The organism is Streptomyces sp. B1I3 (genome assembly GCF_030816615.1).
GTDB lineage: Bacteria > Actinomycetota > Actinomycetes > Streptomycetales > Streptomycetaceae > Streptomyces.
Genome location: NZ_JAUSYD010000001.1, coordinates 4,692,099 through 4,709,529 on the forward strand (window position 1 = coordinate 4,692,099; position 17,431 = coordinate 4,709,529).

Annotated in this window: 13 protein-coding genes, 2 tRNA genes and 1 pseudogene; 9 read left to right on the forward strand and 7 right to left on the reverse strand. The window is 69.9% G+C overall.

The genetic code is table 11. The annotated features are described in order from the left end of the window. Positions 1 to 508: 508 nt before the first annotated feature. The 3 genes from QFZ58_RS21565 to QFZ58_RS21575 form a co-directional block, all read right to left on the reverse strand. Positions 509 to 715, reverse strand: a complete 207-nt coding sequence (locus QFZ58_RS21565; RefSeq protein ID WP_307126543.1) for a DUF397 domain-containing protein — start codon at positions 713 to 715, stop codon at positions 509 to 511. A gap of 328 nt (positions 716 to 1,043) precedes the next feature. After that, positions 1,044 to 1,901 (reverse strand): helix-turn-helix transcriptional regulator, encoded by an 858-nt coding sequence (locus QFZ58_RS21570; RefSeq protein WP_307126544.1) that lies wholly within the window; start codon positions 1,899 to 1,901, stop codon positions 1,044 to 1,046. Positions 1,902 to 2,117: 216 nt separating this feature from the next. Next, positions 2,118 to 2,837, reverse strand: a complete 720-nt coding sequence (locus QFZ58_RS21575; RefSeq protein ID WP_307126545.1) for a GPP34 family phosphoprotein — start codon at positions 2,835 to 2,837, stop codon at positions 2,118 to 2,120. A gap of 164 nt (positions 2,838 to 3,001) precedes the next feature. Here QFZ58_RS21575 and QFZ58_RS21580 point away from each other — a divergent pair, with 164 nt between their 5' ends. The 3 genes from QFZ58_RS21580 (at position 3,002) to QFZ58_RS21590 (ending at position 8,994) form a co-directional block, all read left to right on the forward strand. Beyond that, positions 3,002 to 5,791: a hypothetical protein gene (locus tag QFZ58_RS21580; RefSeq protein ID WP_307126546.1), complete on the forward strand. Its 2,790-nt coding sequence runs from the start codon at positions 3,002 to 3,004 to the stop codon at positions 5,789 to 5,791. A gap of 226 nt (positions 5,792 to 6,017) precedes the next feature. Continuing rightward, complete coding sequence (locus tag QFZ58_RS21585; RefSeq protein WP_307126547.1) at positions 6,018 to 7,868, forward strand: MFS transporter; 1,851 nt, start codon at positions 6,018 to 6,020, stop codon at positions 7,866 to 7,868. Between the two features lie 280 nt (positions 7,869 to 8,148). Continuing rightward, positions 8,149 to 8,994, forward strand: coding sequence for an adhesin (locus QFZ58_RS21590; protein ID WP_307128947.1), 846 nt, complete (start codon positions 8,149 to 8,151; stop codon positions 8,992 to 8,994). 67 nt (positions 8,995 to 9,061) lie between these two features. On the opposite strand, the gene QFZ58_RS21595 is transcribed toward QFZ58_RS21590, so the two are convergent. Continuing rightward, on the reverse strand, positions 9,062 to 9,835 hold the full coding sequence (locus QFZ58_RS21595; protein WP_307126548.1) for an ATP-grasp domain-containing protein: 774 nt from the start codon (positions 9,833 to 9,835) through the stop codon (positions 9,062 to 9,064). 83 nt (positions 9,836 to 9,918) lie between these two features. Between QFZ58_RS21595 and QFZ58_RS21600 the strand changes: the two genes are divergently transcribed. Beyond that, positions 9,919 to 10,827, forward strand: a complete 909-nt coding sequence (locus QFZ58_RS21600; RefSeq protein ID WP_307126549.1) for an aminoglycoside phosphotransferase family protein — start codon at positions 9,919 to 9,921, stop codon at positions 10,825 to 10,827. 89 nt (positions 10,828 to 10,916) lie between these two features. Here the strand turns inward: QFZ58_RS21600 and QFZ58_RS21605 are convergent. Continuing rightward, positions 10,917 to 10,983 (reverse strand) — tRNA-Arg (locus QFZ58_RS21605). Positions 10,984 to 11,304: 321 nt separating this feature from the next. On the opposite strand from QFZ58_RS21605, the gene QFZ58_RS21610 reads away from it, so the two are divergent. Further along, positions 11,305 to 12,150 carry a hypothetical protein gene (locus QFZ58_RS21610; RefSeq protein WP_307126550.1) on the forward strand — a complete coding sequence of 282 codons (846 nt, stop codon included), beginning with the start codon at positions 11,305 to 11,307 and terminating at the stop codon, positions 12,148 to 12,150. A gap of 282 nt (positions 12,151 to 12,432) precedes the next feature. Here the strand turns inward: QFZ58_RS21610 and QFZ58_RS21615 are convergent, their stop codons facing one another. Then, the gene (locus QFZ58_RS21615) at positions 12,433 to 12,825 is read right to left on the reverse strand and encodes a hypothetical protein (protein ID WP_307126551.1); all 393 of its coding nucleotides are present in this window, start codon (positions 12,823 to 12,825) and stop codon (positions 12,433 to 12,435) included. 230 nt (positions 12,826 to 13,055) lie between these two features. On the opposite strand from QFZ58_RS21615, the pseudogene QFZ58_RS21620 reads away from it, so the two are divergent. Continuing rightward, positions 13,056 to 13,190: pseudogene (locus QFZ58_RS21620) on the forward strand (site-specific integrase); the annotation flags it as partial. Between the two features lie 71 nt (positions 13,191 to 13,261). Here the strand turns inward: QFZ58_RS21620 and QFZ58_RS21625 are convergent. After that, positions 13,262 to 13,334, reverse strand: a tRNA-Arg gene (locus QFZ58_RS21625). Between the two features lie 304 nt (positions 13,335 to 13,638). On the opposite strand from QFZ58_RS21625, the gene QFZ58_RS21630 reads away from it, so the two are divergent. The 3 genes from QFZ58_RS21630 (at position 13,639) to QFZ58_RS21640 (ending at position 17,428) form a co-directional block, all read left to right on the forward strand. Next, a complete protein-coding gene (locus QFZ58_RS21630) occupies positions 13,639 to 14,265 on the forward strand; it encodes an RNA polymerase sigma factor (RefSeq protein ID WP_307126552.1) in 627 nt (208 codons plus the stop codon). Continuing rightward, positions 14,262 to 15,416: a CU044_5270 family protein gene (locus QFZ58_RS21635; RefSeq protein ID WP_307126553.1), complete on the forward strand. Its 1,155-nt coding sequence runs from the start codon at positions 14,262 to 14,264 to the stop codon at positions 15,414 to 15,416. Before QFZ58_RS21630 ends, QFZ58_RS21635 begins: the two co-directional genes overlap by 4 nt. Positions 15,417 to 15,712: 296 nt before the next feature. Then, positions 15,713 to 17,428, forward strand: a complete 1,716-nt coding sequence (locus QFZ58_RS21640) for a class I adenylate-forming enzyme family protein (protein WP_307128948.1) — start codon at positions 15,713 to 15,715, stop codon at positions 17,426 to 17,428. The last annotated feature ends 3 nt before the right edge of the window (positions 17,429 to 17,431 follow it).

Consider the following 17,431-nt stretch of genomic DNA (forward strand, 5'->3'; position numbering starts at 1 on the left):
GCCCCCTCCAGGGGTCCGCCTTGTGAACGGGAACGCGCTTCGTCAGTACGGCCGTTCAGCGGGCCCCGTGCGGGAAGGGGACTTTGTGGATTGAACCGCCTGTTCGGTCTGCCGGTCAAGGTTTTTGGGTCAGGGATGTGAACGCGGATCAGCAAGACGAACGATTTTACGTTTTCTTGACCTTGTGGGGCGTTGTCGCGCACGTGACCGCGGCCACACGATGAGCGGGCACTTCGTCAGGCTGTGCAGAGCTGGAAGCAACGGGGTGATCGCCCCAGAACGCAGAACGACCGCACGGGATGCGGGTCCCGTGCGGCCGGAGAGAGGAGAAGGGCTGAACGATGGGAGTCCGGGATGCCGGACTGCTGCAGGAAGGCTGCACAGCGGTGCGCCGACAGGCGCCGCTGGATCCTGCAGTTGGCCGAGCCCCCTCGGCCAGGACGGCGGACCAGTCGAGAGGGCTCCTGGCTGCGAGGCGCGGCCGGCGTGCGCGGCCGGTCCTCGCCGGTCAGGCGGTGACGGTACCCGCTGCCACGTCACGCACGAACGCGTTCCACGCGCCGGGCACGAAGGTGAGCGAAGGGCCCTCGGGAGCCTTCGAGTCGCGTACGGCAATGGCTCGCGTGACGGGGGACTTGACCTCTACGCACGCCCCGTTGCCGCCGGAGTACGACGACTTCGTCCAGTTTTCCGTAGCACCCTGAAGAATAGCCATGTTCACTCCGGTTCAGAGAGGTGTATGGGTCGGCGCCAACCTCGTTCCCGTCGGCGTGATCGACGCTACTCGCCAACATCGCCGAGTGGGGGAGCCGTTCACTCGACCGGATGGCATATTCCATACGCCTCTTCCGCCGTGAGGTGGTGACGGTGTATCGTCCCGCCCCCACCTCACTTGAATGGCAGCAAATCCGGTAGATCCGTTTCTTTCCGGGTGCCCTTTCCGGCGATGGACCGGCGGGTGTCCAGGCCGGTGGCCAGGCCGCTGTTCCGCATGCGGTTCCGGGGCTTGTCCCGACCCGTTCCTGGGGTGCGCGGCAGGATTGTCAGTGCGTGTAACTCTTGGCGATCTCGCCGATGAAGTGACGGGTCTGGTCCACATTCAGCGCCTGCGCCCGCAGGTGCTCGTACATGACGCTGTACCGCTGCACGTCATTCGCCTTCTCGAGGTAGAGGTCGCTGGTGACCCCCTCGATGTACACGACGCTGGAATCCGCGGCGTCCGGGAATTCCAGGATGGCGTATTGGCCGTTGATGCCCGGGTGCGCCCCCATCTCGAACGGCAGCACCTGGACGGTCACATGGGGCAGTTGCGACTGCTCGATGAGGTGCTCGAGCTGTTCCAGCATGACCTGCTTGCCGCCGACCAGCCGGCGCAGGGCGGACTCGTCGATGACGGCCCACAGCCGCAGGGGGTGCTCGGGGGCGTTGACGCGGTCCTGGCGGCGGGCGCGGACGTTGACCCGCTTCTCGATGTCGGACGGCGGCGCCTCGGGCAGTGCCCCGTTGATCAGCGCCTCCGCGTAACTCCGCGTCTGCAACAGGCCCGGAACCACCTGGGGCTCGTACACGCGCAGGGACTCGGCGTCCGTTTCCAGACCGATGTACACGCTGTACGGGATGTCCCCGAAGGCGTGCCACCAGCCCTGCTGGCGGGAGTCCTTCGCCATCTGCATGAGCGAGTCGACGATCCGGTGGTCCTCGACCTCGTACACCCCACAGAGATCGCGGACGTCACGCTGGCTGATGGACCGGCGGCCGTTCTCCAGACGGCTGATCTTCGACTGGGAGACCAGCAGCCTCTCCGCCACCTCCTCGGCCGTCATGCCCTTGATCTCGCGCAGGCGGCGCAATTCCTGGCCCAACCGGCGTCGCCGGACGGTGGGATTGACGTTGGTCGGCACGGAAACGGCACCTCCGGCTATGCAGCTGTTGTAGCTGTGCGTATCTACTGCTCAGCAGATTGCCACCCATGGCCCCGGGCGCGCTGGGAAACGGCCACACGCAAGCGCGCGGGGCAGCCGGTGGATCCGGCTGCCCCGCGCGTGGTGCGGCTCCCGAACCGGGTCATGGGGACGTCGGTGCGGCGGTGTGCGGTGCTCCGCGCGTGGCGCGCGCGGTCAGTGGACGGAGGTGTGCGCCATGCTGCCGCGATGCGCTTGGGGTTGCGGCTGCAACGGCACGCCTGCCGTCTGCTGATTACGGCGCGGCTGGACGGCCACGCCGTTCTGGACGTCCATCACGGCATGTGCCACGAGGCCGCCCATCGGGTCGTGTCTGATCAGGTCCCGGAGCCGGGAGCGCGAAGAGCGCCCCTCGTTCCCGGGGTACAGGTGCTTGCCGAGTCCGACCGCGTGGGCCAGTGCGGCGAGCGCCGCGGTCCGCGGGTCCGGCGGTACGCCGGTGCGGATCGCACTGTCCAGCCGGGCCTTGATGTCCCGGCTGATTGCCGTGTCCGTCGCCTGGTAGCGAGTCGTCGGCAGTACTCCGCACATCTGGCCCGCCACGGCATGCACCATGCCGCACCGCTCCAGATGAGCGAGGTAGATCTGGCGAAGTCCCAATCGGGGTCCGCCGATCCAGTGGACCGCCCGGACCGGGCTGCCGCGACGGCGCAGCAGTTCCAGTGCGGAGTCCAGAGTCGGATCTCCTGTCGGCCGTGGCATCACCACGGCGATACGATCCCCGTCAGGGGCTATCCGTCCTGCCAGAGCCAGCTCCACTAGCTGTGCCCCGGCCAGGCCGAGGTCGAGCGACTGCGGCTGCGCTGTGGTACCCGTGGTCGGGTCCAGAGCGAGCAGCAGAAGCTCCTCCGGAATTGTTCTGCGGCTCCTGCCCATCCATGCCTCCCCGCGTGGATGAGTGACAGGGTGACCCCTCTCACATTGGTCTGTCGAGGGTGCCTGGGTGCTTTGTGAGGGAACCGTTAGGTATGTCGTTCTCGTCTAGCAGCCCGGCCAAGGGTTCACACAGGACACTGGTAGATGGTTCGGACAGTGCGGGCATGTCCCCGCGGCGCATGGAGGAGGCATCGGTGGCGGGCGAGCCCGACAAGTCGGAGCAGCGGGAGTCGTCGGGGACGGCTGAGGAACGCGATCCGCGTTTCGCCGTGTTCCGCGAACCGGCCGCCGCGGCGGACAGCGGAAGTACGGCAGGCAGGACGACGGGCGCCGTGACGGATACGGCGACGGCTGTCTTCCGCGCGCCGCACCTCGCGGACGCCGAGAGCGGTACGCAGGCCACCGGGACGGGGCGGGACTCCTCCTCGCGGGACGCCTCGCGTCCCGGGGACGACTCCGAGGCCGGCACGAAGGCCCGTGAGGGCGGCTCCACGGCCCGTGGAGAGCGTGGGGCGCCCGACGGCGCCTCGAGGGCTCCCGAGGATGCCTCCGGGGCTTCCGGGGGGGCCTCTGCGGCTTCCGCCGATGGTTCCGGGGCGGAGGAGGCCCGCCCGGACGCCTCCGAGGCCGTGGACGAGCGCGAGGGGACCGCGAAGGGACCCGCCCCCGTCTCCGCGGAACCGGTGGCCGGGGCGTCTTCGGACGACGGGCCCGCGTCCGCCGCACGCGCCGAGGCCGGCCCGGAGGGTCGGGCCGATGCTCAGCCCGGCTCCGGCTCCGATTCCGGCTCCGATTCCGGTTCCGGTTCTGCCACCGCGGCCGAAGCCGCCACCGGCACCGGGCCCGAGGAGGGCTCCGAGCCCTCGGACCAGGCAGGTGCCGCGTCGTCCGAGGCGAGGTCCGACGCCGACACCGAACCCGAAGTCGGCGCCGTGACCGAATCGGACGCCGACGCCGACGTCGACGCCGACGCCGACACCGACACCGAGTCCGAGACGGAGACCGACAAGGACGTCGGCACGGGAGAAGACTCCCAGGCCGCGCCGAACGACGCCCGGCTGCGGGCCGCCGTAGCGGCCTGGGTCGCGGGCGACGACGAGGGCACCACGCCCCGAGCCGGGGCGGACGGGGACGAGGCAACGGCCGAGGCGCGGGACGCCACAGCTCGGGCAGGCGTGGCCGACGGCGCCAAGACGGATGACGCCACCGCGGCCTTCCGTGTGCCGAAGACCCGCAGCGAGGCCTCCGTCGCAACCGGGGCCGACCGCGAGCCTGCGGAGGCCAAGCCTGCGGAGGCCAAGCCCGCGGAAGCCGAGCCCGCCGAGCCCGCGGATGCCGAGTCCGCTGCGGACAGGCGAGGAATCGATCAGCCGACGACGGCCCTCAAGGCGCTCCGCCCGGACCGGGTCGACCAGCCGACGACCGCGCTGAAGCTTCCGCCGCCGGCGAAGAAGGCGCAGCCGGCCCCGGAGACCCCTGCCGAGCGCACCAGCAAGTTCGTACCGCTGCGGTCGGACGACGTGAAGCCGCCCCGCAGGCCGGGCTCGTCCCTGCCCCCGGTCGGTCCGACGGTCACTCCGGACCTCACGGCCGGGACCGGATCCCCGGCGGGTCCGGCGGGTCCGGCGACCGGGCTCACCGAGGCCGAGCGGACCCGGCAGCAGCCCATGCCGCCGAAGCCGCCCCTCGACCTGCTCGCCGAGCTGACCAACACTCCGCCGCCCCCGGAGACCCCGGTCCGCACAGCGGTCCGGCGGGTCAAGATCTGGACCCCGCTGGTCCTGCTCGCGCTGGTCGTCTTTGCGATCGCGCAGGCGGTCCGGCCGCTTCCGGAGCCCGGTCTCGCGCTCACGGCGAAGTCGTCGTACGCCTTCGAGGGGGGCAAACCGACGCTGCCGTGGCCCGGCGAGGGCCAGGGCTACATGGCGGCCACGGGCCTCGGCACGGTCGACTCGTTCGGTGAGCAGGAGCCGGTGCCGATCGGCAGCGTCGCCAAGGCGATGACCGCCTACATCGTGCTCAGGGACCACCCGCTGAAGAAGGGCGAGGACGGGCCCGCGATCAAGATCGACGCCAAGGCGGAGGCGGACGGGAAGCTGGACTCGGAGGGCGAGTCGACACTCAACACGGTCAAGGCCGGTGACACGCTCACGCAGCAGGAGGCCCTGGCCGCCATCATGATCCCTTCGGCGAACAACATCGCCAGGTTGCTCGCCCGCTGGGACGCGGGCTCCGAGCAGGCGTTCGTCGAGAAGATGAACGACACGGCCGAAGAGCTCGGCATGAAGAACACCACCTACACCGATCCGTCCGGCCTCAACGCGACCACGGTGAGCTCGGCCGAGGACCAGGTGAAGCTGGGACAGGAACTGGTCGAGATCCCGGCACTGATGGACATCACCAAGCTGCCGTCCTGGACGGACCCGTCGGGGCACAGCTGGCGGAACTACAACACCCTCGTCCCCTACAACGGTGCCCTCGGCATCAAGACCGGCTCGACGACCAAGGCCGGTGGCAACCTGCTCTTCGCCGCGCACAAGATGGTCGGTGACACCGACCAGCTGATCGTCGGCGCGGTGCTGGGACAGCACAAGCCGTCGATCATCGACACGGTCAACGCGGTGAGCAAGGAGGTCATGCTCGCCACGCAGGACCTGCTGGAGAGCCGGACCATCGTGAAGAAGGGACAGGTCGTCGGCACCGTCGACGACGGCTTCGGCGGCACCACGGACGTGGTCGCGGCCGAGGACGTGACGGCAGTCGGCTGGCCGGGTCTCACGGTCGAGCTCGAACTGACCGACGACGGCAAGACGATCCCGAATTCCGCGGCCGCCGGTACCCGTGTCGGCACCATGACGGTCGGCGAGGGCGCCAGCCAGGTGAAGGTCGCGGTCGTGCTGGACAGCGCGCTCGCCGACCCGACCTTCGGCGAGAAGCTGACGCGGATCAGCTGACCGGACCGGTTCCTCCCGTACCCCTGCCGCGCGCACCGCGCGGCAGGGGTACCCCGCCCGCAGGGGGTGCGGGCCCGGGCGCCCATCGGCGAGGACGGGAAAAACAGCGCGTGCTAGCGTCCCCGGGAGCAACGTGTGGACGCTTGCGGGCGTCCCTCCGAGTACGTGAGCCCGTGCAGCACATCGTCGGTTCGGCAAGGCCCGGGCGAGGACGGGGAGAGTCGAAGTGACCACCGCTGAGCCGACGCGGGCGAACGAGAGCAAGATTCCCGCGACAGTGTCCGGCAGGATGCCGGCACCCCGTGACGGCAGCGAGGAAAGGCCGGGCGGACCCACCGCGCCGAGCCGGCCGCGCCGCCCCGCACGGCACCGCCCGTGGCGGCGCACGGTCCTTCTGACGACCGCGGTGGCCGCGGCCGTCCACCTGCTCTGGTTCTTCTTCTTCGCGAACAGCGGTGGCGACATCGCCGCCCAGGACGCCTGGGCCGAGTTCGTCGGCCGGCATCCCGGCACCGCGTACAACCTCGCCTGGTACGGCGGGATGCACCCGGTCTCGTACAGCGTGGTGTCGCCCTACCTGATGTCGTTGCTCGGTGTCCGCACGACGATGATGATCGTCGGTACGGTGTCGTCCGCGCTCACCGCGCTGATCCTGGTCAGGGTGCCCGCCGTCCGCAACCCTCTCGCCTGCTCGCTCGCCGGCGTCTTCGCGTACCTGTGCAACGCCCTGTCCGGGCGGGTGACCTTCGGCCTCGGCATGATGTTCGCCCTGGGGGCCGTCGCCGCGGTCTTCTGCTGGCCGTACCGCTGGCGCTACAGACGGTGGGCGAAGGCGGCGGTCGCCGCGCCGCTGGCCGGGCTCGCCACCGCGGGCAGTCCGGTCGCCGGGCTCTTCCTCGGTGTGGTCGCGGCGGCGCTCTTCCTGAACAAACGACGTCCAGGGGCGTACGCCCTCGGCCTCGCTCCGGTCGTCGTGGTGGTCCTGTCCGCATGGCTCTTCCCCTTCTCGGGCACGCAGCCGATGTCGCTCGGGACCCTCTCCATGCCGTTCCTCTTCGCGGTCCTGGTCTTCTTCCTCGTCCCCCGGGACTGGCACACCGTGCGCACAGCCGCCGCGGTGTACGGGGTGGGGACCCTGCTGACGTACGTCGTCGACTCGCAGATCGGCTCGAACGTGTCGCGCATGGCGATGCTGTTCGCCGGTGTCGTGCTGCTGGCCGCGCTGCCGTTCACAGCACCGCGCACCGTCCGCTGGTACGCCCTGGTCATCGCCTTCGTCGGACTGAACTTCTGGATCGGGTTCAAAGGCGTCGACGACATAGCGCGCACGGCTCCCACCGCGTCCTGGAACCGTGAGCTGGCCCCTCTGGTCAACCAGCTCCAGAAGGCCGGGGCGGAGCGGGGCCGGGTCGAGGTCGTACCGGCCAGCAGCCACCGAGAGGCCTCGGCGCTCGCGCCGTACGTGAACCTGGCCCGCGGCTGGAACCGGCAGGCCGACATGAAGCGCAACCCGCTCTTCTACGACGACACCCTGAACGCGGTGAACTACCGCGAGTGGCTCGACCGCTGGGCCGTGCATTTCGTGGTCCTGCCGACCGGGAAGCCGGACTCCAGCGGTGCGGAGCAGGAGGCGGCGCTCGTCGAGAAGGGCCAGCCGTACCTGAAGGCGGTCTGGAGCGACGCCAACTGGAAGCTCTTCCGGGTGCTGGACCCGGTGCCGCTCGCGGATCCGCCGGCGACGGTGGAGCGGGCCGGGGCGGACGAGCTGACGATCCGGGTGCAGTCGGCGGGCCGGGTGCTGATCCGGATCCCGTACTCCCGGTGGCTCGCCGTCGTCGACGACGAGGGGAAGAGCGTGGAGAGGCCACAGGAGACCGAGGCCTCCAAGCAGCGCACGGAGAAGGACGGGGAAGCCCCGAAGGAGTACACCAACGCGCACGGCTGCCTGATCAAGGTGGAAGAGGACCCTGACGGCGACGAGTGGACGGAGCTGCTCGCCCCGCGTCCGGGTGTCTACCGGCTCGCGGCGCCGTACCAGCTGCAGCCGGGCACGCCGTGCCCGGAGGAACTGCGCTGACGACGGCTTCGCGCGGGCCCGCCCCATGGCGTCCGCCCGGTCAGGGCGTCCGACGACCGCCCGGTGAGGGCGCGCTTCCCGTCCGCCGCGACCGACCGGGCACGGCACGCACCCCCGTCCGCCCGGTCAGGACGTCACCACGGTTGTCCGACGTCTCCACCGTCGTCTCCCGCTGCGGCAATAGTGCGGGAACCCTCCCTCCGGAGGCCCGGCCCTGGCAAGGTGTGCTGGCATGAGGTGCCAACAGTGCGGCGGCGCACACACGGGCGCGCTGCCGGGCATGGTCTGTCCCCGGTGCGGTTCCGTGGCACGTTCGGCCGGCGGAAGCGGTTCCTGGATCGCGCAGGAGACGCTGGCCGGCCGCGTCTCCACCCTGACGCGCCGGCGGAAGGCCCTGCTGGCGGCGGGGGTCGTCGTGACCGCCGGGAGCCTGGCCACCGCAGTGGCGCTGCTCGCCACCGGCGGCGGGGCGGGGCGCCCGGCGGCTGCTGGACGCGCCGGCGCCGTACCCGCACCGATCGGTGGCGGGGCCCCCACCCGGATCGGGCCGGGAGACGGCGAGAGCCCCGGGGTGCCGGAGACCGGTGCCCCGGCATCCCCCGCCGAGCAGGGCACGTACCGCTACACCGCGTGGGCCGGCCCGGGCTGCACGACGGGCGACTACGTCGAGCACGGCCGCTTCGAGAACGGTGACGCGGGCTGGTACACCGTCGAGTCGGGCGGTTTCGAGGGGAGCGCGTGCGACGGACGGTTCAGTGCCGTCCCGATGTCCGGGAGCCCGTCCGAGGACCGGGGGAGCAGCGCCGTCTGGTCCTGGCACCTCGGCGAGGGCTTCGGTGAATGCGCGCTGACCGTCTTCGTGCCGGAGAGCGTCCGCGACAGCGATGTGGCGGGCGACCCGACCGTGTACCGCGTGCTCTCCGACCCCTTGGACGAGGACTCCGCCTACACGGGTTTCGCCGTGCGGCAGCGGGACCACCGGGGACAAGCGGTCGATGTCCGGAGCTACCCGGTCAAGGGCGGAACCTTCGCCGTACAGCTGCTCGACCGGGGCCGGGACTGGGGCGACGCGGAGCTGGTGGGCGCGCACCACGCGGCAGCGCAGATGAAAGCCTCGTGCCGCTGACACCGGGACGGACGGGCGTGCAGGCTCCGGAACTCAGCCGTGGCGTGCCGCGCCCCGGCGGCCTGCCTCAGCGGACGAAGGCGCGGTCATGTTCCGCCAGCTCCGCGGCGGGTCCTGCGGCACGGAGGACGACATCGAGGGCGCGCTCCGGATCCGAGGCGTAACATCCGCTCGCCCACGCGGCGTTGGCCTCGACGACCGCCCACTGCCCCGTGTCGGTGACCCCGGCGTCCACGACGATCGCGGACGGCAGGGTGTGCCCCGCTGCAGCCAGCAGCTCCGCGCCGAACGCGAGTGCTCCCGCGGGCAGCGGGCCGGGACGGAACCGGCCGTGCTCGGCGTACCGGCTGCCGGTGTGGACACGTCCGTCGAGCAGGTACAGCCGGTACTCGGCGGTGAAGACCACGACATCACTCACGAGGACCACCGTCTCGGGGGCGACCGCGTCAGGCCCCGGAAGGCGGGACCCGTCCGCGTACACCAGTGCCGGAATGCCCTTGTCGTTCGGTGACTTGACGAACGCCGGGCGGCGCAGGCCGTACGCCTCACGGATCGGCACCGCGTGGATCTCGCGTCGTGTGAACGCGGCGGGAAGCCGGGCGAGCCAGTCGGCGGGTGCCTGGAGCGGCGCGATGCCCAGTGCGGGGGCCACGGCGTCGGCGAAGGACGGCCCGGCATGCAGATGCACGCTCCTGTCCCGTGCCCCGTCCTGCGCTCCGTTCCGGAGTTCGGCCGGCACACCGATATCCGGGGACTGCACGGTCCGCAGGCCGCGCCGCCGGGCGGTGTCACGGAGGAGCTGCGCGGACGCGGTCAGACGCGGGGGGAGCAGAAGGGGCATGGACCCGATATTCCTCCGGCGGCGGCGCGGGGGCCATCGAATTGCGCTTGACCCCCGGCACCCGGGACCGCTTGCATCGGCAGATGCATGCCCACGAGGTGACGACCGACGCGGTGCTCGTACGCCGGCTGCTCGCCGCACAGTTCCCCGCATGGGCGGACCTGCCGGTCGAGCCCGTCGACTCCCACGGCACGGTCAACGCGATCTACCGGCTGGGCGCGGACATGGCGGTGAGGCTGCCGCGCGTCGAGGGCGGCTCGAAGGATGTGGCAACGGAACACCACTGGCTGCCACGGCTCGCCCCCCACCTCCCGTACGCCGTCCCTGAGCCGCTGGCGCACGGCACACCCACCGACGACTACCCCTGGTCCTGGTCCGTCTGCCGCTGGCTGGAAGGCGACAACCCGGCCGCCGGGGCAGGCACGGCCGAACTCGCCGCGGACCTGGCGGCATTCGTCACGGCGTTGCGGAAGATCGACGTCACGAACGGGCCGCCCGCCTACCGCAGTGAAGCGCTGCCCGCGCGGGACACGGACACACGCGCCGCCCTGGCGACGCTGCGCGGAGTCGTCGACACGGCGGCGGCGACCGAGGCCTGGACCGAGGCGCTGCGCGCCCCCGGCCCGCCGGCTCCCACATGGGTCCACGGCGATCTGCAGCCCGGCAACGTCCTGCTGTCCGACGGCCGCCTGACGGGGGTCATCGACTTCGGCTGCATGGGCGTGGCCGACCCGGCGGTGGACCTGATCGCCGGGTGGTACCTGCTGCCGGCCCGGACACGGCAGGTCTTCCGTACGCAGACGGCGGCCGACGACGCGGCGTGGGCGCGGGGCCGGGGCTGGGCGCTGTCGATCGCGCTCATGGAGCTCTCGTACTACCGGACCACGAACCCGGTCATGGCGTCGACCGCCCGGCATGTGATCGAGGAGACCCTCGAGGACGGCCGGCGCCGCGCCCGTGGGGCCGGTGGGGGAGTCCGGAGTCCGGGGTGAGGCCTGCTCGCATCGGGACGCGGCTGCCGTCAAATGATGCCGTCAAAAGGCCCCGGACCATGAGCGATCCGAGGCCTTTTCCCTTGTGCCCCCGGCAGGATTCGAACCTGCGACACCCGCTTTAGGAGAGAGGAAGGGCGGTAAGACAGGTGACCTGCAAAAATGCCTGCCAAGTTAGCCGGCGCGGTTAAGCCTGCCCGCCGCCCTTGCTGACCGTGGCTGACCCCTGCATCTGGCACGCCTGTGGCACGCGGCGAGAAGGCTGTTTGCAGGCTGGCTGTCAGCTCCATTGCTGTGTGATAACCCGTTGCAGCTGCGCGGATCCTGGGTGATCCGGAAATCAGTCGGCTGGCGGGCGTCTGCCGTGACGTATCCGCCAACGAAAAAGTTATGGCTATTTTAGGGCAAAAGTGTACAAACATCCGACACTCTCACGTAAAGCTTGATCTAGTCTCCCTCCTGAAATACCTGTTTATTATGAACTTGACCGAGGTGTGGCGTCAGGGTTGGACAGGCGGTTGGACGTCACTCGTCCCGCTTCAGCTGAACGGCCAGGTGTACCTGCTGTCGTACAAGGCTCAGTCTGGCGAGGCCGCGTTGGACCACTTCAAGCCCGACGGTAGCTACGCGGAAGTGTGGCGTCAGGGTTGGACAGGCGGTTGGACGTCACTCGTCCCGCTTCAGCTGAACGGCCAGGTGTACCTGCTGTCGTACAAGGCTCAGTCTGGCGAGGCCGCGTTGGACCACTTCAAGCCCGACGGTAGCTACGCGGAAGTGTGGCGTCAGGGTTGGACAGGCGGTTGGACCTCGCTCGTCCCGCTTCAGCTGAACGGCCAGGTGTACCTGCTGTCGTACAAGGCTCAGTCTGGCGAGGCCGCGTTGGACCACTTCAAGCCCGACGGTAGCTACGCGGAGGTGTGGCGTCAGGGTTGGACAGGCGGTTGGACCTCGCTCGTCCCGCTTCAGCTGAACGGCCAGGTGTACCTGCTGTCGTACAAGGCTCAGTCTGGCGAGGCCGCGTTGGACCACTTCCAGCCCGACGGTAGCTACGCGGAGGTGTGGCGTCAGGGTTGGACAGGCGGTTGGACCTCGCTCGTCCCGCTTCAGCTGAACGGCCAGGTGTACCTGCTGTCGTACAAGGCTCAGTCTGGCGAGGCCGCGTTGGACCACTTCAAGCCCGACGGTAGCTACGCGGAAGTGTGGCGTCAGGGTTGGACAGGCGGTTGGACGTCACTCGTCCCGCTTCAGCTGAACGGCCAGGTGTACCTGCTGTCGTACAAGGCTCAGTCTGGCGAGGCCGCGTTGGACCGGCTTGATACCTGAGTCAACGCTGTCGTTGAAGGGATCGAGCGCATTGTTGAACTTGGCTGGACTCCAGCGTGGTCGGCGTAGTGCCGACCACGCCTGGTGATGGCTCCGCGCCGACTTTGCAGTCTGGCCTCATCTTTATCAGGTCGGTCACATAGGACAGTCGACGTCGGCCAACCATGCCTGCGCCTCGGCCGATGGTCCACTGAGGTTCGGCGTCGGCCGCTGCTGTTCACGCTTGTTGGTGTCAGCCGCTGATGTCAGCCACAACACGCGGGCTTGACAGCGCACACGACTCTACTCCTCGACGCAAAGAACCACGTCAGCAGCACGCGCGTACCCATTCGGGTTATCCACTGCCACGCGCACTCGCCAGCGTTGCGGTCCTCCGATGTACTTGACGAACCGGCTCTCGCCCAGCACGTCACCGATCACGAAGCGCCTGTCTGCCAAGTAGAGCGACCCATCAAACACCGTGGTGAATGACGGATCGGCAGCGACGGCCTCACCGTAGTCCTGGAACAACCGCACCTTGATCAAAGCCGTCTGTGCTTGTACACGGACGACGACGTGAGTGTCGGTGGACGCAGCGGGAGCGCCGCCCAGCTCCAGGTCAGTGCTAATCCAGTCCGGAGACCCCAAGGCCATGATCGGATGATTGACGTACAAGTCCACTCCCGCGATCTGCACGGGTCCCCCTTCTGTCAGCCTTGGGCCTGCCGACATACTCGCGTACACCCGGCATCCAACCCACACCCCCACTACCTAACCCGGCTCCCATCCCGTCCGCCTTCGACCCACACACCGTGGAGCGGTCGTGGTTCAGGGCGTCAAGGTGGAGCGCGCCACTGTACGAACGACCTTGACGCCCTGGGCCGCGACTGCTCGGCTCCGCCTGGGTCGGAGGTGGTCGATGGGAGCTCGTGATGGAGATCCTCGGGCACAGCCAGATCAGCATCACGATGGACGTGTACACGCACGTCGTGCAGGACACGCAGCGAGAGGCGATCAGCCACATGGACCGGCTACTCAAGAGGCGGCCCGGCCGTGAGTGACCGCCGCCGTTGATGTCAGACGTGGATGTCAAAGGCCACCTACGGATATCCGTAGGTGGCCTTTTCCCTTGTGCCCCCGGCAGGATTCGAACCTGCGACACCCGCTTTAGGAGAGCGGTGCTCTATCCCCTGAGCTACGAAGGCGGGGCGGGCCCGTGACGAGCGGATCCTCGATCAGTGTGGCGATCTTCGGGTCTGCTGGACAAACGCCCTGGTCACATCAGTGCCGGAGGGTTCTCGGCGGGACTCCGTGAGGAGAGGGTCCGTCGGGTGCCGTTCCGTGGCTGTGCGGCCAACGACAGGGTACCGGATCGGGTTGGGTGGAGCCCTGGAGATACGGGGGACTCGGCCTTGATCTTGGGCAGTGCACGGATGCCGGGCAGGGGATGTGATTCAGCTCACAGGAACTGACCGGCGTGGGCGGACAAGTCAGAAGGTGAACTACTCGATGCATGCCCGCATCCGTGCAGGGGACCCGGAGGCGTTCCGGGAGCTGTTCCGGGACCATGCCCAGCTCGTCTATCGGCATGCGGTGCGGACGACCGGGGACTGGGACGCGGCAGAGGACGTCGTGTCGCTGACCTTTCTGGAGGCATGGCGGCTGCGCGAGAAGCTGCGGGACGAAGGTGACAGCCCGAGACCCTGGCTGATGGGAATCGCGGTCAACGTGCTGCGCAACACCGGCCGTGCGGTCCGTCGGCACGAGAAGGCACTGGCCCGGGTTCCGCTGAGGGACGTCCTGCCCGACTTCGCGGACGAGTTGGTCGGACGGATCACCGACTCGGAGGAACTGGCGGCGGCCAAGACGGCGTTGGGGCAGTTGCGCCGCGGTGAGCGTGAGGTGTTCGCGCTGTGCGTCTGGTCCGGGCTCGGGTATGCGGAGGCCGCCGAGGCCCTCGGGGTGCCGGTCGGCACCGTGCGTTCCCGGCTCTCCAGGGCGAGGACGCGGCTGCGCAAGCTCACGGACGGGGAGCTGCGCCGCCGACGGAGAAGGGTGGAACCGGTCGGGGCGGCCGGACAAGTACAGGGTGGCCGCGTCGCTGCGGTCCGGTCGAACGAGGAGAGAAGCCGATGAATCGCACCCCTTGGCGGCGGCGCCCGGAGCCGCTCGACCATGCGGAGCTGGTGGCATTGCTGCCGGCGGCGGGCGATCCGGTGCTGTCCCACGGCCGTCTGACCAAGATCGAGGAGCATCTGATGCACGAGATCCAGCAGGCGCAGGCGCAGGCTCAGGCGCAGGCTCAGAGGACGGCGGAAGCGCGACAGCGGGCTCGGTCCGGGGGGCTCCTCCCGCCGCCCGAGCGGCCGCGCCGCGCAAGCCGCCGGTCAGCACTCGTCGGGGCTGCCGTCGCTGTTGTCGTGCTGGCCGGCGCGGCCGGCGCCGTGCAGTTCAAGGGGCAGGGGAGCGGCCAGGCGGCTGGGCCCCCCGAGGGAGCCGTGCCCGCATCGGTCGTGCAGGTGGCACAAGGCACCAAGGAAGGGCTGAGCAGCACGGTCGCGCGGATCTCGGCTGCTGCGGTGCGGGAGAAGTTGCCCGAGCCCCGGCGCGGCCAGTTCATCTACATCAAGAGCCAGGTCTCCTGGCTGTCGATCTCGGAGAACGCCGACACCGGGAAGAGCGACACCTATGTGCAGAAGCTGCATCCCCGCCAGGTCTGGTTCTCGCCGGACGGCCGCAAGGGCTGGCTGATCGAGCCGGGCAACGACACCACCACCAAGGACGGAATGACTCTGGACGACGGCCCGGAGGACAGGTCGAGGCCGAGCATCGGAGCGCCCAGCTACGACTATCTCAAGACGCTGACCACCGACCCCGACGAGCTGCTGGCGCTGATCTACAAGGAGACGGAAGGGCAGGGCAACGGCCCCGATCAGCAGGCCTTCACCACGATCGGTGACCTGGTCATGGAACAGGTGATGCCGGCGGAGCTGGCATCGGCCCTGTACCGGGCCGCTGCGAAGATCCCGGGCGTTGTGGTGGTCGGCGACACGACCGACGCGGTGGGCCGGCACGGTATCGCCATAGCCCGGACGGACGAGTCGTCCGGCGATCGCACAGAGTGGATCTTCGACCCGAAGACCTACAGCTATCTCGGTGAGCGCACGGTGCAGATGCGTGACGCGGAAGGGATCAAGGCGGGTACGGTCACCGGGCACACGGCCATCACGGAACGGGCCGTCGTCGACGCGATGAAGGAGATTCCGGGCTCCAAGAAGAGGGCGTGATCCCAGGGGGGACGGGGAGCGGCAGTCCGCGAGGCCGCCAAGCAGGGGTTCAGGGGCCGGGCCGAAGCCGAGGCCGGGGCCGGGGTCGGGCCGTCGGCGGGGGCCGGTCCTTGACCACGGCCGGGCTCGGGCATAGCGTCGCCGGGTTGCTGAGACAGCACTCGGAGAGGTCGTTCGTGCCGCACACCGATCCCGGTCCTTCCCCTTCATCCCGACCCTCGTCCTCCTCGTCCCCGCACCCGTCGCCACCTCCCGCCGCTCCCGCCCCCGCCGAGGATCCGAAAGACCCGGCGCGCATCGTGGCGGAGCTGACCGCTCCGGGCGCCCCGTTCGCCGTGGTCCGCGCCGATCACGGGCCCCTTGTCTATGCGAACGGCCCCCGCACTCTCCGCGAGTTCGTGGAGGCCACCTGGGCATTCGGGGACCAGCCGTTCCTCATCGCGGGTCAACGGGTGTGGTCGTACGCGGAGTTCTTCGCCGCCGCCTCGGCGCTGGCGCGGCGGTTCTGCGATGAGTACGGGCTCCGGCCCGGGGACCGGGCTGTGGTGGCGATGCGCAATCGCCCCGAATGGCAGGTCGCCTTCTGGGCGGCCCAGTTGGCGGGCCTTGTCGCCGTGCCGCTCAACACCTGGTGGACGGAGGCCGAGTTCGGCTTCGCCCTCGTCGACTGCACGCCCAAGGTGCTGCTGGTCGACGGGGACCAGCTGCCGAAAGTGGCCGCCTGGGGGGAGAGGGCCGGCGCACGCTTCGTCGTCTTCACAGATGTTGCAGCCGGGGACATGGGAACCGGGGGCAAGGAAGCGGGAGAGCCGGGAGGCGCCCTACCTGCCGGGGCCGAGCGGTACGCGGACTTCTCAGAACCCGATCCGCTGGAAGCTCCTCCCGAGGTGGAGGTCCGGCCGGAGGACGATGCCACGATCATCTACACCTCCGGCACCACCGGGCGGCCCAAGGGGGCCGTGGCGACCCAGCTCGCCCAGGCGGGCGCAGCCCTCAACCCGCGGTTCCAGGCGGCCGCCTCCGCGCTCGGCCGAGGGGTCGTACCCGGCCAGGGCCAGGCCCCGGTCACCCTGATGACCTTCCCGTTCTTCCACGTCGCCGCGTTCACCAGCCTCTACGGGGCCATGGCGGCGGGAGGCACCCTCGTCCTGATGCGGAAGTGGGACGCCGACGAGGCCTTGCGGCTCATCGACGAGCACCGGATCACGTACTACGCCGGAGTGCCGGCCACCGCGCTTCAGCTGCTCGCCGCGGCGGACCGGGCGGGTGACGGTCTGGAGAGCCTGCGGATGCTGAGCACCGGTGGGGCGGCCGCTCCGCCGGACCTGGTCGCCCAGCTCATTGCCCGGCACGGCGATCGCATCGAGCCGCGCAACGGCTACGGCCTGACCGAGACCAGCGGTGGAGTCCTCGCCAACTTCGGCGCCGCGTACCGGGCACACCCGGAGAGTGTCGGTACCCCGACGCCTGTCACGGAGGTGCGGATCGCGGGCACGGGCGGGGAGGCCCTCCCGGAGGGAGAGGTCGGCGAGTTGTGGCTGCGCGGCCAGTCCCTGGCGCGCGGCTACTGGCGCAACGAGGCGGCGACGGCGGCGGCGTTCGGCGGAGGGTGGTTCCGCACGGGAGACCTCGCCGTGGTCCGGGACGGGCGGGTAGCAGTCGTCGACCGGATCAAGGACGTGGTGATCAGGGGCGGCGAGAACGTCTACAGCGTGGAGGTCGAGGCCGCCCTGCACGATCACCCGGACGTGGAGGAAGCGGCGGTGCTGGGCATCCCGCATCTCACGCTGGGCGAGGAGGTCGCGGCGATCGTGAGGCTGCGCCCGGGAGCCGAGGTCTCGGTGGACGAACTGCGGGCACTGGTGGGACGCGCTCTGGCCGCGTTCAAGGTTCCGGCCCATGTGCTGGTGACACGCGACCCGCTGCCCCGGAACCCGACGGGGAAGGTCCTCAAGCGGGCGTTGCGCGGGACGCTGCTGGAGCACGCCCGCGGTGACGACGGGAACGGATAGCGG